We start from the raw sequence: 14,257 nt of genomic DNA on the forward strand, positions 1-14,257 counted from the left end.
TTACTGGCCCATTCCAGTAACCCCTACAGTGGTTGCCCGGGGGAGAAATCCAAACGCCTCTCCCAGGGCGGCACGGGGATGTGCCGCCACCGACCAGGGGTGGCCGGTGCAAACACTGCACATCCAGGTCGGGTTCTTTTCCGCTGGCCTGTGCAGTGCAACTTCTGAAAAATGACAGCAAGGCCACTTTTCAGCAAGCATTAAAAAAGAATGCCCGCCAGAGGCGGGCATTCCAGGGTCTTAGCGACGCAGGCCGAGCTTAGCGATCAGCTGTGCGTAGCGGTTCAGATCCTTGCGCTTCAGGTAGTCCAGCAGCTTGCGGCGCTGGTTTACCATGCGGATCAGACCACGACGGGAGTGGTGATCCTGCTTGTGCGCAGAGAAGTGACCCTGCAGTTTGTTGATGTTGGCGGTCAGCAGGGCTACCTGGACTTCCGGAGAACCGGTATCGCCTTCGGTTTGGCCGTGCTCTTTCAGGATGGCTGCTTTTTCAACGGCAGTCAGTGCCATAACGAATTACCTCGTCGTAATATGCTTTAAAAGATTCGGCTGGCCCGTGCATATTTACAGACCAGCTAATCGTGAATGCGGCTGTGCCGCGCGGGCACTTTCAAGTTCACCTTATATTAGCTTTCACCAATATTGCGGTTTCCACTCAAGTGCCACTTACCAGACGCCGCGGTGCTACGCACCCCTCGTCGGTAATTTCTCCTACGCCCAGAAAATCACCATTTTCCAGGAAGAGGCGCACCATATCACCTTCCGCACCGATACGATAGACCTGCAAATCCATTACCGACTGTCCCTGACGCACATAGTAACCAGAGTCATCCGGCAGGACGAGTTTGGGCAAAGATGACGCCGGAGAGTCCATCGGCAACAGGTGGTGATCCAGTACTTCCGCTTGGTCCTCTCCGCGCTCTTCGGTGAGCTCATCCAGAGTGACCGAGTCCGCTTCATCGAAGGGGCCGGCGGCGCTGCGGTGCAATACTTCCACATAGGCGCCCACACCCAGGGCTTGCCCCAGGTCTTCGGCGATACTGCGAATATAGGTGCCCTTGGAGCAGTGCACCTCAACTTCCGCACGGGGCTGTGGGCCCGGTGTAAAGCTCAGCAGTTCAAATTCAAAAATTTCCACTTCGCGCGCTTCGCGCTCCACTTCCAAGCCCTGGCGCGCCAACTTATAGAGCGGCTGCCCCTTGTGCTTGAGAGCGGAGTACATGGAGGGCACCTGCTTGATGCGGCCACGGAAGGCTTCCATCGCTTTCAGCACGGCTTTTTCGGTCAAACCGGAAGCGTCCTTGGTTTCCAGTACATCGCCATCGGCATCGCCACTGGCTGTAGTCATGCCGAAAACAAAAGTACTGCGATAGCGCTTGTCCGCATCGAGCAGGTACTGGGAAAACTTGGTGGCCTCACCGAAACAGATCGGCAGAACACCGGTCGCCAGCGGGTCCAGGGCGCCGGTGTGTCCCGCGCGATTGGCAAAAAAGAGTCGTTTGGCTTTTTGCAGGGCGTCGTTGGCGGTAATGCCGGCGGGCTTGTTCAATAACAGCACGCCGTGAACCGGCCGGCCCCATTTTGGTCTGCGGCCCATAGATCAATCTTCGTCAGAGTCGCTGTCGTCTTGGTGCTTGCGATCAGCACGCACCGCTTTGTCGATCAATGCGGAAAGCTCCTGGCCGCGCACCGAGGTCTCGTCGTAGCGGAAATACAGACGCGGGATAGTGCGTATCTGAATCGCACGGGCCAGCTGGCTGCGCAGAAAACCGGCGGCCTTGTTTAGCACTTCCATCGAGGTATTGATCTTGCTGCGGTCATCTTCACCCACAAAGGTGACAAACACTTTTGCAGTGGTCAGATCGCGGCTGACTTCAACATCGTTGATATTGACCATGCCCAAGCGCGGGTCTCGCACTTCCTGCTGAATCAGCTGGGCCAGTTCGCGGCGCATGGCGTCGGCGACGCGGTCGGCGCGGTGGAATTCTCTTGCCATTGTTTACCTATTGAGAATGGCGGTTTAAAGACAGGAAAACCCGCACGGCCAAGCCGCGCGGGTTTCTTCTTTACCCGGTCCGGAACGCTTTACAGTTCGCGGGCAACTTTGACGATATCGTAAACTTCAATCTGGTCACCGGGCTTCACATCGTTGTAGTCCTTCACCCCGATACCACACTCCATGCCGTTGCGCACGTCCTGCACATCGTCTTTGAAGCGACGCAGGGATTCCAGTTCACCCTGATAGATTACAACGTTGTCGCGCAGTACGCGGATCGGCTTGTTGCGGTATACGGTACCCTCGGTAACCATACAGCCGGCAATGGCGCCAAACTTCGGCGAGCGGAAAACATCGCGCACCTGGGCGATACCCACAATCTCTTCGCGCACTTCCGGGTCCAGCATGCCGGACAGGGCCTTCTTCACTTCGTCGAGCAGGTTGTAGATCACGCTGTAGTAGCGAATCTCCACCCCTTCGGTCTCAGCGGTCTTGCGTGCAGCAACATCCGCACGAGTATTGAAGCCTAATACGATCGCACCGGAAGTCAGTGCCAGGTTGATATCGTTTTCGGCAATACCACCGACACCGCTGGATACTACGTTGACGGAAACTTCTTCGTTGCCGATATCCGCCAGCGCACCCAGGATAGCTTCCAGGGAGCCGCGCACGTCGGCCTTGATGACAACCGGCAGCACCTTGCGCTCACCAGCTTCCATATCCGCAAACATGTTTTCCAGCTTGGCGGCCTGCTGACGCTGCATACGCTCGCGACGCTCACTATCAGCGCGCTGCTCAGCAACTTCACGGGCCTTGCGCTCATCGGCAACCACCATGAACTCATCACCGGCGTTCGGCGTGGAGTCCAGACCCAGCAACTCTACCGGAGTAGACGGGCCGGCTTCTTTAACTTGCTTACCGTGCTCGTTGGTCATGGCACGCACGCGGCCATAGCTCTGGCCAGCCAGGATAATATCGCCGCGCTTCAGTTCGCCATTCTGCACCAGCAGGGTGGCAACTACGCCGCGACCTTTTTCCAGACGGGACTCAATCACAACGCCGGTGGCCGGTACATTCACTTTGGCCTTCAGTTCAAGCATTTCCGCCTGCAGGGAAACTGCTTCCAGCAACTCATCGATACCCTGGCCAGTGTGCGCAGATACGTTGATGAACTGAGTATCACCACCCCAATCTTCTGGGATCACATCTTTTGCGGCCAGCTCATTTTTCACGCGATCGGGATCAGCGGCTTCTTTGTCGCACTTGTTTACAGCGACAACCAGCGGCACACCGGCAGCGCGAGCGTGATTCACAGCTTCTTCAGTCTGCGGCATCACACCGTCATCGGCAGCCACTACCAGAATAACGACGTCGGTAGCTTGGGCACCGCGGGCACGCATGGCGGTAAAGGCGGCGTGTCCCGGAGTATCCAGGAAAGCGATCTCGCCCTGGCTGGTTTTCACCCGATAGGCACCGATGTGCTGGGTAATACCACCAGCCTCGCCAGAGGCGACTTTGGTCTTGCGGATATAGTCGAGCAGAGAGGTTTTACCGTGGTCAACGTGACCCATCACGGTTACTACCGGCGCGCGGGAAACCTCGGTGCCCTCTTGAGCTTTGGATTGCGCTACCAGGCTGTCTTCCAGCTCGGTCTCAGAGCGCAATACCACCTTGTGACCCATTTCTTCGACGATCAACTGGGCAGTTTCACGATCCAGGGGCTGGTTGATGGTGGCCATCTCACCCATTTTCATTAGGCGCTTGATCAGCTCACCAGCCTTCACATTCATCTGCTTGGCCAGTTCTGCAACGGTGATGGTTTCCCCTAACTGGACTTCGTACACCTGCTTCTCCGTAGGCCGTTTAAAGACATGTGTCGGCTTCACCTTCACATTCGGACGAGACAGGGAGCGCGTGCTGCGCTTACTGGCTTCATCTTCCTCGAATACTTCCAGCGCCTGCTCATATAGGGCTGTTTTGCTGGATTTCTTCGGGCCGGATTTGGAGCGGCGACCGCGACGTTTACGCGGCTCATCATCGTTGCGATCTTCACTCGGGGTCGTTTCCAGCTTGCGACGCAGAGAGGGTTTAACCTCTTCGGTTTTCTCTGCAGGCTTCGCGGGCTTGGCAGGCTTCGCCTTGGCTGCCTGGGCAGCTTTCTCTTTCTTCTCCTGAGCGGCGCGTCGGTCGGCTTCCAGCTTTGCCTTCTTCTCTTCTAGCTCACGCTCTTCTTGCTCTGCCTGCTGCTTGCGACGTTCCATCGCGGCGATACGCATCGCCTCAATATCATCTACATACGTTGAGCGGATGGGTGCGGCGGGTTGCGCCTTTTTCGCTACATTTTCTACGGGTTTACCCTCTGCCTTTTTATCGGCTGTCTCTGCTTCTTTAGCGGCTTCTGCTGCGGCAGCTTCCGCACGAGCCTTCTCTTCCGCTTCGGCAGCGGCTTTCGCCTCTGCTTCAGCCTTTAATCGCGCTTCCTCTTCTTCAGCGGCACGACGAGCGGCCTCCGCTTCAGCTGCGGCTTTGGCCTCAGCTGCCGCTTTGGCTTCAGCTTCTGCTATTGCAGTAGCATCAACGCCTGTGCGCACTTCTTCCGCTTCGGTAGCGCTTTCGTTACCTGCTTCCGCTTCAAGCTCAGCCTGTGGACGCTTCACATAAGTGCGCTTCTTGCGTACTTCCACGTTTACAGTTTTGCGGCCGGTGCCAGAGCCGGTTTTCAGCGTGGTTGTGGTCTTGCGTTTCAAGGTGATCTTGCGCGGGCTCGCGCCCTGCTCCCCGTGACTGCTTTTCAGGAAACTGAGCAGGACCTGCTTTTCTTCATCTGACACCACTGCATTCGCAGAGGTGTGAGGCAAACCCGCTTCTTTCATCTGCTTGAGCAGACGGTCTTCGGTGGCACCAACCGATTTGGCGAGTTCGCTAACTGTTACTTCGGCCATTCTCTCTCCTAAAAGTCACTTGGTCGGAGGGGGGTTACTTATACGTAATACTTGTTGCTGTGTGTTTAAGCCTGTTCGCCGCTATCATCGGCAAACCAAGGCTCACGCGCTTTCATAATCAGCGCAGCGGCGCGTTCCTGATCGAGACCCTCGATGTCGAGCAGGTCATCCACCGCCTGTTCCGCCAGGTCTTCCATAGTCGCAATACCGCGACTGGCCAGCTGGAAGGCCAGGTGGCGCTCCATACCATCCATATTCAGCAGGTCTTCCTGGGGCTCCGAGGCATCCAGCTTCTCTTCAGAAGCCAGGGCCTGGGTGAGCAGGGAGTCCTTGGCACGGGCGCGCAGCTCTTCAGCGATATCCTCGTCGAAACCCTCGATTGCGAGCATTTCTTCGATGGGCACGTAAGCGACTTCCTCCAGGGAGGTGAAGCCCTCGTCCACCAGAATGCTGGCCACATCCTCGTCGATATCCAGGCGATCAATAAACACCTGCATAATGGAGCTGGACTCGGCTTCCTGTTTATTCTGCCACTCGTCGGAGCTCATGACATTAATCTGCCACTGAGTCAGCTCTGACGCGAGACGAACATTCTGGCCACTGCGGCCGATGGCCATAGCGAGGTTCTCCTCGGCTACCGCCACGTCCATTGAGCCGGCGTCTTCATCCACAACGATGGATTCGATTTCCGCCGGCGCCATGGCATTGATCACGAACTGGGCTGGATTCTCGTCCCACAGCACGATATCCACACGCTCGCCAGACAGCTCGTTAGACACAGCCTGCACACGCGCGCCGCGCATGCCCACACAAGCTCCAACTGGATCGATACGGCCGTCGTTGGTGTTTACGGCGATCTTGGCACGCAGGCCAGGATCTCGGGCAGCGCCCTTGATTTCAATGACCTGCTCGGAGATTTCCGGCACTTCGATGCGGAACAGCTCGATAATCATTTCCGGGCAGGAGCGGCTCAACATTAACTGAGGACCGCGGGCTTCCGGTTGAATTTCCAGCAGGATGGCACGGACGCGGTCACCGAGACGGAAAATCTCCCGGCCAACCAGTTGATCGCGGGGCAGGCGCGCCTCGGCGTTGTTGCCCAGGTCTACGGCGATAAAGTCGCGGGTAACCTTCTTAACCGTGCCGCTCACCATCTCGCCAACGCGGTCGCGGTATTCGTCGACAACCTTGGCACGCTCGGCTTCACGCACTTTTTGCACAATCACTTGTTTAGCGGTCTGTGCGGCGATACGGCCGAATTCTACATTTTCCACCTGTTCGCGGTAGATATCACCAGCTTTCAGCTCGGTGTCTTTCTCGTGGGCTTCCTCCAGGGTGAACTGAGTGCCCAGCTCCGCCAGGGTATCATCATCCACCACTTCCCAGCTGCGGAAAGTCTCGTAGTCGCCACTGCGGCGATCGATGATAACCTCAATGGTTGAATCTTCGTCGTAGCGTTTCTTCGTGGCCGTTGCCAATGCCGCTTCGATGGCCTGGAAAATAATCTCCTGGTCAACGCCCTTCTCGTTGGATACCGCCTCGGCTACCAGCAAGATTTCTTTGTTCATGCAACTGTGCCTCAAAATCGCCTGAGTTCAGGCGCCTACAGGTTACTTGGTAAATTGGGGGATAATATTTGCTTTCTCGATGCTGTCGATCGGCAGCAGGTATTCATTTTCGCCATCCACGCGCAGAACAACCTCATCCCCTTCCACGCCGGCCAGCAGGCCGCGCCATTTGCGCTGACCGTCGAGCGGCATACGCAGGCGTACCTCTATCTGGGCGCCGACAAAACGCTCGTATTGTTCCAGCTTATACAGGGGGCGATCGAGACCTGGGGAGGAGACCTCCAGGGTATATCTACCGCTAATGGGGTCTTCCACATCCAGCACGGCACTCGCCTGGCGACTGACTTTCTCGCAGTCCTCCACGCCTATGCCATTTTCAGAATCGATATAGATGCGCAGCAGCGCGTTGCGGCCGTGGGTCTGATAATCGATCCCCCACAGCTCACACCCCAGCGATGCCACCACCGGCGCCAGAAGTTCTTCCAGCAATTCGCGTTTGCTCGCCATTTACGTCACCACATACAAAAAATGGGCCTGCGGCCCACTTCGAAAAATATCTGCAACTTTTTTTGCAGATACGAAAAAGCCCCTGACGGGGCTTTGACCGCACATCCATGCAGCCAGTATGCATGAATGCAATTTGGTAGCGAAAGCAGATAACAATCTGAGACTTTCACTCGGCAATGCCGGCCAGAGAAGAAAAGGGGGCCCAAATCATCGGGCATCGACCTAAGCGCCACTGGCACCTGAATTTGGTAGCGGGGGCAGGATTTGAACCTACGACCTTCGGGTTATGAGCCCGACGAGCTACCAGGCTGCTCCACCCCGCAACAACACATGCGCATCAAAGCTTTTACATAAAAGCAAAATTGGTAGCGGGGGCAGGATTTGAACCTACGACCTTCGGGTTATGAGCCCGACGAGCTACCAGGCTGCTCCACCCCGCAACAACAAATGCACATCAAAGTTTTTGCTAAAAAGCAAAATTGGTAGCGGGGGCAGGATTTGAACCTACGACCTTCGGGTTATGAGCCCGACGAGCTACCAGGCTGCTCCACCCCGCAACAACTCCAAGAAACAAAGCCTGGTTGATCTTTGTTTCCCTGCGGCGGGACCAGCCCAACCACTCAAGAGGCTGCGCATTCTATGGTTAGCATCCCGATGAGTCAAGCCACAATTGGCATTTGTTTTCCCTTGCGGCGGAGAACAGCTCTGAATGTACCTCGCTGATCAGTATAGAAAAGGAAGAAAATCCCGCAAACATGGCTCCCCGCATAAGCAGGTTTTTATCCCAGTGCTTACCGCATATCTCTCTTTAGCCCTACTTCACAGCCATATCTCCCAACAGCAAGCCGCCGCTTAACGGGTAAGCTGATGCACTATGGCGCGACGCACCGGCGGGAAATGCTCACTGATACGCAATACCGCCTTGCGCAGCAATTTCGCCGGCAGACGATCATCGGTAAAGAGGTCCACCAGCCGATTGGTGCCCGTATATATTGGATGCGACTCCAGGCGATGCTGAACCTGATAGCGAGACAGGGCGCGGGAGAGCGCTGCCGACTGATACAGACGCGTTACATTGTGTAGCTGATTGGTCAGACTTTTCGCTCCGGCCAACCCCAGGTTAAACCCGTGAGCCGTGACTGGATGCATCCCCACAGCCGCATCCCCCGCCAGGGCAAAGCGTTCCGCGTAAAATCGATGGGCATAGACGGCCACCAGCGGATAGCTATGTCGCCGGCCGAACGCCTCTACAGCCCCCAACGCCCCTACACTCTCCCTCTGCACGTGCGCTGCAAATGCCTCATCGCCATAGGCCATAATTTCCTCGGCGCAACTTGCGGATACTGTGACCACCGCCGAGCAGGTATAAGCATCGGACATAGGCAATAAAGCCAGCGTGGAACCGTAGCGGAAGCACTCGCGAGCTATGCCGCCGTGCTCCCGCTCTGTACGCACCGCCCCCAGTATCGCGACCCTGCCGAAATCACGCATATCCGCACCGATCCCCGCCATGCGGCGCACCTCTGAAAAGCGGCTGTCTGCCGCCACCAACAGGGCTGCGGCAATATCCTGCCCACTATCCAGCTGCACCAGTTGCCGCGCTGCCTCGCAGCGCGTGCCAACAACCGCACTATTCGTCTGCAGCTGAATATTGCCGTCCTCACGTACCGCTTCATAGAGAGCCCGCCGGATTGCATAATTGGGCGCAATAAATCCCAGCGGCCCACGCCCACGCGTGTCGAAATCCAGATAAGTGGGAGAGTTGCCATCCACCACCTGCGCAGAGTGCAGCGGGCCCTGCTCACCGGACTTGAGCCGCTGCCAGACTCCCAAGGACTGCAGCAACCTTACAGACTGATGGGTGAGCGCAATTTCCCGTCCATCGTTCGCAGGACTCGCCAATATTTCTTCACCCTGACGCTCCAACAAGGTGACTCTGCAATCCCGAGCAGCCAGCATAAGCGCCAGTGCCATACCGGCGGGGCCTGCCCCCACAATCGCGACATCTGTGTGTAGCATCCCAAACTCCCTAAACCACCCCAAACCATTTACGACTCGCGATGAAAAACTCTTGTTATCCACCGCTCGACATGCACTGTATGCTGGAACCGTAGTCTCTCGACTGATACAAATCAGGAAAGCGCAAGGCAGAAAAAAGAGTAGATGCACAGACAAGGAATCGTATATGCAGCTCGAAATCGACATCATCAACGCCTTCACCGACACCCAGTTTGGTGGCAACTCCGCAGCAGTGATTATTAGTAAAGAGTGGCTCAGCGAGCCCTTGATGCAGTCCATTGCCGCGCAAAACAATCTTTCGGAAACTGCATTTTTGCGCAGACGCAGCGACAGCGAATACCAAATCCGCTGGTTTTCTCCATTAACAGAAATCGATTTTTGCGGTCACGCCACCCTGGCCGCAGCTTTTGTCGTATTTCGCAGGCATCCACACTTAAAAGGACTGAAATTCTTTGCCGAGGCAGTAGGTGATATGCACATCAGGCGCAATAGCGACGGCCTGATCTCCATGGACTTTCCCTCTCGCTCCCCACAGCCACTAGCCAGTATTCCCAGTGACCTGCTCGAAGGGCTGTCCATCACACCCACAGAGGTTCTGCGCAACAATCAAGCCTACTTTGCCATTTACAGCGCAGAAGAAGATATTTTGCGGTTACAACAGGATGCTGCCAAGCTGGCCAGGCTCGCTCCCTATGATGTAGTAGTTACCGCACAATCAAAGAAGTACGATTTTATTTCCAGGTATTTCTGGCCCGCTAATGGTGGCGCCGAGGACCCAGTAACCGGGTCTATCCACACTGGTCTGGCGCCCTACTGGGGAGAAAAGCTGGGCAAATCTAGCTTGATCGCCTACCAAGCTTCCAGGCGCGGCGGCCTACTACACTGCCAGCTAGAGGAAGAGCGAGTGATCATCTCCGGCAACGCCGTGCCATACCTTAACGGCATCATTGATGTAGCCGAATAATTTTTATGATTTGGTACGTATGTAGGCCCCTCCGCAATCACAACCATATGTTAGGGCCCCCAAATAACCCCGATTAAAAAAAGGAGTAGAAATGAATCACAAAGGCTCATGTCTCTGTGGCGAAGTGCACTTTGAGGTAGAGGGGGAGTTTGAAAGCTTCTTTCTTTGCCACTGCAACCACTGCCGCAAAGACACCGGCTCCGCTCACGCTGCAAACCTGTTTTCTTCCTCGGCAAAACTGCAGTGGTTAAACGGGGAAGAGTACATCAGGGTGTTTAGGCTCCCCTCGACCCGGCACGTAAAAAGCTTTTGTAGTCAGTGTGGCTCCGCACTGCCCTACGCAGATAAGGAAACAAGGCTTGTGGCCGTGCCCGCAGGCAGCCTCAACAGCCCCATCACCCTCAAGCCCACAGGGCATATCTTTATGGGCAGCAAAGCGGATTGGGACAAGGACCTGAGCAAAGCCCCAAAATTCGGCAGCTTTCCCCAGGAAGATAATGTTGATATTTCCTGAAAGAGATACGGTGCCGCTCACAAATAAGTAAAACTGCACCGCATGCTGTTTATAGGTTTAGCCGGGATGACCATCCACTCTGGGCTGAAATAATACCGGGGTGTAGTAAATCAGAAATAGGGAGTAGCCAAGCACCCAGGCAATAATCGCGGCGAGAAAGCCGCTGGGGGCCGGCGCCCAAAAAATACGGGCTAGAGCGGACAGAGCCAGCGCGGCAAACGCCAGCGGCATCAAACGCGGCGCCTGTAGGATACGACCGGTGTGCCCCAAACTCACTCGACTGGTCATGGCCAAAATCAAGCCACCGATGCCACCCACTGCAAAAGCGTGTAGCGCAGGGCTTTGCCAGGCGGGAGCAATTCCACTCCAAGCCAGGGCGGCGAGAAAACACCCCAAAATCACCAGCCAATAGCTCAGGTGCAGAGACCAAACCATAGGCTCAGCCCAGATTTTAGTGGGGTGCCAACGCAGCACCCTTATTAGCTGCAAAACACCTAGAGACAAAGCAAGCAGTGCCCAAACTATTCTGGGCAAATCCAAGGCAACACTGAGTAGCAGTAGTACTACCGCGATATGCGTACCCCATTCAACTAGAGGTAATTTTTCCCGGGGACTCAAGTGGAAGCGTCGCGCAGTAAAGAAAGGAATAACTCTGCCACCAATGACCAGAATGATCCCTGTCACCAAAAGCAGAGCCATCAGTGCTACTCGGCTCTGTGCACCGGGCAATAGCCAATGACAGGCCGCTAGCCCGGCAAAGGCCAGCATAGCCGGCAGCACAAACAGATTGCGCCACTGTTTTGTACGCAACACTCGTGCCCCCAGCAGGAATGCGGCCAACAGGAAGAAGGATACTTCAGCGATTACCGGCATCCACAGGGGCACTGCCGCGACCAGATACCCCAGGCGTGCTAGTAACCACAAGCCCACCAGGCTCATTAACTGGGGCCCCTTGGGCGAAGGGATTCCGGTCCAGGTTTGCATTGCAGTGCCAAGAAAACCCACCACCACCGCTGCCGCGAAGCCAAATAGCATTTCATGGGAATGCCAGGCGATCCCCACGCGCAGCGCGGGCAATTGCCAGCCGGACAAAGAAGCCTGCCAGATCAACAGAGCAACCATGCTCCACAGGGCGCCACCCCAGAAGAAAGGCCGAAAAGGCATGCGCCAAAATGGAGCGATGGATTCCGCGCTCGCGCGGTCGACAATGGGTATCACAGTCTGTTCTCCTTATAAAAAGGGAGGTTAATTCTCCCGGGACAATTGCCTGCCTTCACAATGGTTCTCTCCGCAGTTATCACTTACTGCACAATGCCAGTATCACTGCCTCGACATCGGCCATAAAAACGAACGAAGGGTCACAGGAAGCAGCACCAATAAGTCCCGCATCTACTCAATGTTCGGCATAGAGCCGACCCGATGATTCATCACAACGCGAATTAACGCCTGAGAGTCCATTCCAAGGATTGAGCATGCCGCTTATTTTCCCCCAATCAATCCCATTAGTTAATAGGAAATGATCATAGTTTTTTAATTTTATAACCCTATTTAAAAATAGGGTATTACCCGACCCCTTAACTTAAAGTTGAACTTTAAGTTAAATTAAATTGAGCTATATAAAATTGAGCTGCAAGCTTTTCTTATTAAAAATACAAACACCGATTATCTATAAAACCAATAACCATTCGGATCCAATCAGTGAAACACACTCAAACCAACGATTTATCTCTTCTGAACAATGCGCTCTCCACGCACAAACAAAATACACACCAGCAGTGCCAACAATGCTAGATAAGCATTTACTAAAAATGCACGATCAATCCCCGCAGATAAGCTCGGAGCCAGAGAGACAATGGTAGTATTCATTGCGAGGCCAATCGCCCCACCAATAATCTGAAACATAAAAACCAACGCTGCAGCAAGACTGGCCCTGCCAGGGCCAACGGCTGTAACGGCAGCCGTTGTGATAGTAGGAAAAAAAAGGCCCAGTCCAATCCCCAGTGATATCAGACCCGGTACTAAGTGCATATAGCGTGTATGTTCCAGCAAACTCGATAACAAGAACATTCCACCCCCAAGAAAGATGGCCGCAGCAGATAAGATCACTTTTGCCCCCAGCAAGGCATAGAGCCTACCGGCGATATAGGAGACAACCCCATAAGTCATCATAACTGGCAACAATCCAGCGCCTGACCAGGCTGCGGAAAACTTTAGCTCTTTTATCAGAAACTGAGGGACATAGAGCAACATTGAGACAAAAATAACCGAGAGTAAAAGCGTTGTAATGCCCACGGTAAGAAAGCGCCAATTAGTAGCCACATCCGCGGGAATAAGAGGATTGCGCTCGGTGTGTGCCTCGGCCCAGGCGAACATGCAAAATGCAAGCACAAAAACGAAAAAGAGCCCAATAATTAAAGAACTCCCCAACCCCATATCCACAACAAGATCCAGCGCCAGCAATAGTGCCAACAAGCAAACAGATAGGAAAGTTATCCCCGCATAGTCCACCTGCTCATCAGCATTCTCTGGAGTGTCATCATCAATCACTCGCCAACTAATCAGCATTGCCAAAAGTGCAATGGGAAAATTAATAAAAAATATCCAGCGCCAACTTAAAAAATCTGTTAGAAAACCTCCTAGTAGAGGACCCACCGAATTAGCAAACCCGCACACTGTCATAATCAACCCCCCAGCCTGCCCAGCCCTGCTCTCAGGCATTATCTGGTAGGTCATACCAAGGATCGCTGGCCACATCAGGGCCCCTCCCACCCCCATCAATGCACGGCTGCCCAACAACATCCAGGTATTGATCGCAAAGCCACCTAACAGGGAAAACAAAATAAATATACTGGTACCAATAAAAAAGAGCCGGCGACGCCCAAACATATCCGCCAGGCGACCGCCGGTTACAATCAATACGCCAAAGACTAAGGCATAACCATTGATCACCCACTGCATTGTGGAAATATCTGCATGAAAATGCTTCTGCATAGCCGGTATTGCCACAGAAAAGGCTGTAAAGTCATTGGCAATCAGAAATATCGCGAAGGTTAATGCGGTTAATGCAACGATCTGCTTTCGGGAAAGTGTATCTTTTACTACCTCCATAAATACTCCAATCTTTCGACACCTGAATACACCAGCCCCATATGTTCATAATTTTAGGGGCAATCATTCCTGGCTTTGGACAATAAGTGCAATTGGCAATGGTAGGCTCAGGCTGAAAATTGAGAGTTTAGTACCGCATTACCAGGAAATATTTCTCACAAGCCAAGCTGTTCATCATCAAGTCAGAAAACTTTATTCCCAGGACTTTCATACTTCTTTCTCATACCGGCTTCTCAATTTATCGTCAACACTTACCAATGTAATCAAACTGAAACAGGCAAGTTACCCTTAAAATCAAGAGGTTTACCTTACACAGCAGTGAGCCTAAGGCTACAGAGAATTAGCAGTTGCACACAAAATCATTCTGGTGAAGATGCAAATATTCTAGACTTGCAGCCATTAACGTAGTGAATACTTAATGTTGAGGATGGAAATGGTAAAATTCACTTCGTTGAAAAAATCCGCCAACGACCGGCATCCAGGTAGAGACAAGTAGTAATGCCATTAACAATGGCTTGGAAAAGGTTCTTTGTGCAGTTCTGAAACTTATCCTCCATTCAGAGCCGATCCAATGCAGTAACCCGACTTCGGCGCCAGGCATAGGCGGAAGCAGTAGCCAGCCGTTGAAGTCGGACTTTC

12 protein-coding genes and 3 tRNA genes are annotated in these 14,257 nt (G+C 54.0%); 2 read left to right on the forward strand and 13 right to left on the reverse strand.

Going from position 1 to position 14,257, the window contains the following annotated elements; all coding sequences use genetic code 11:
- The 11 genes from ACJJID_RS13425 to ubiM form a co-directional block, all read right to left on the reverse strand.
- Positions 1-201: a hypothetical protein gene (locus tag ACJJID_RS13425; RefSeq protein WP_444919922.1), complete on the reverse strand. Its 201-nt coding sequence runs from the start codon at positions 199-201 to the stop codon at positions 1-3.
- 39 nt (positions 202-240) lie between these two features.
- On the reverse strand, positions 241-510 hold the full coding sequence (gene rpsO, locus ACJJID_RS13430) for a 30S ribosomal protein S15 (RefSeq protein ID WP_152454735.1): 270 nt from the start codon (positions 508-510) through the stop codon (positions 241-243).
- 145 nt (positions 511-655) lie between these two features.
- Complete coding sequence (truB, locus tag ACJJID_RS13435; RefSeq protein ID WP_152454736.1) at positions 656-1,597, reverse strand: tRNA pseudouridine(55) synthase TruB; 942 nt, start codon at positions 1,595-1,597, stop codon at positions 656-658.
- Between the two features lie 3 nt (positions 1,598-1,600).
- Positions 1,601-1,996, reverse strand: a complete 396-nt coding sequence (gene rbfA, locus ACJJID_RS13440) for a 30S ribosome-binding factor RbfA (RefSeq protein WP_444919923.1) — start codon at positions 1,994-1,996, stop codon at positions 1,601-1,603.
- Positions 1,997-2,085: 89 nt separating this feature from the next.
- Positions 2,086-4,938: a translation initiation factor IF-2 gene (infB, locus tag ACJJID_RS13445; RefSeq protein ID WP_444919924.1), complete on the reverse strand. Its 2,853-nt coding sequence runs from the start codon at positions 4,936-4,938 to the stop codon at positions 2,086-2,088.
- 65 nt (positions 4,939-5,003) lie between these two features.
- On the reverse strand, positions 5,004-6,506 hold the full coding sequence (gene nusA, locus ACJJID_RS13450) for a transcription termination factor NusA (RefSeq protein WP_152454739.1): 1,503 nt from the start codon (positions 6,504-6,506) through the stop codon (positions 5,004-5,006).
- Between the two features lie 42 nt (positions 6,507-6,548).
- Positions 6,549-7,013 (reverse strand): ribosome maturation factor RimP, encoded by a 465-nt coding sequence (rimP, locus tag ACJJID_RS13455; RefSeq protein ID WP_152454740.1) that lies wholly within the window; start codon positions 7,011-7,013, stop codon positions 6,549-6,551.
- A 246-nt stretch (positions 7,014-7,259) separates the two neighbouring features.
- Positions 7,260-7,336, reverse strand: a tRNA-Met gene (locus ACJJID_RS13460).
- Positions 7,337-7,376: 40 nt separating this feature from the next.
- A tRNA-Met gene (locus ACJJID_RS13465) sits at positions 7,377-7,453 on the reverse strand.
- Positions 7,454-7,493: 40 nt separating this feature from the next.
- Positions 7,494-7,570: transfer RNA gene (locus tag ACJJID_RS13470), tRNA-Met, on the reverse strand.
- 295 nt (positions 7,571-7,865) lie between these two features.
- A complete protein-coding gene (gene ubiM / locus ACJJID_RS13475; RefSeq protein WP_444919925.1) occupies positions 7,866-9,032 on the reverse strand; it encodes a 5-demethoxyubiquinol-8 5-hydroxylase UbiM in 1,167 nt (388 codons plus the stop codon).
- Positions 9,033-9,198: 166 nt separating this feature from the next.
- Between ubiM and ACJJID_RS13480 the strand changes: the two genes are divergently transcribed.
- Both ACJJID_RS13480 and ACJJID_RS13485 read left to right on the forward strand, forming a co-directional pair.
- A complete protein-coding gene (locus ACJJID_RS13480; RefSeq protein ID WP_444919926.1) occupies positions 9,199-9,996 on the forward strand; it encodes a PhzF family phenazine biosynthesis protein in 798 nt (265 codons plus the stop codon).
- A 91-nt stretch (positions 9,997-10,087) separates the two neighbouring features.
- On the forward strand, positions 10,088-10,510 hold the full coding sequence (locus ACJJID_RS13485; protein ID WP_444919927.1) for a GFA family protein: 423 nt from the start codon (positions 10,088-10,090) through the stop codon (positions 10,508-10,510).
- A 57-nt stretch (positions 10,511-10,567) separates the two neighbouring features.
- On the opposite strand, the gene ACJJID_RS13490 is transcribed toward ACJJID_RS13485, so the two are convergent.
- Both ACJJID_RS13490 and ACJJID_RS13495 read right to left on the reverse strand, forming a co-directional pair.
- The gene (locus ACJJID_RS13490) at positions 10,568-11,728 is read right to left on the reverse strand and encodes an NnrS family protein (protein WP_444919928.1); all 1,161 of its coding nucleotides are present in this window, start codon (positions 11,726-11,728) and stop codon (positions 10,568-10,570) included.
- Between the two features lie 504 nt (positions 11,729-12,232).
- The gene (locus tag ACJJID_RS13495; RefSeq protein ID WP_444919929.1) at positions 12,233-13,618 is read right to left on the reverse strand and encodes an MFS transporter; all 1,386 of its coding nucleotides are present in this window, start codon (positions 13,616-13,618) and stop codon (positions 12,233-12,235) included.
- Positions 13,619-14,257 lie beyond the last annotated feature (639 nt).

This window comes from Microbulbifer sp. CnH-101-G (assembly GCF_052466775.1).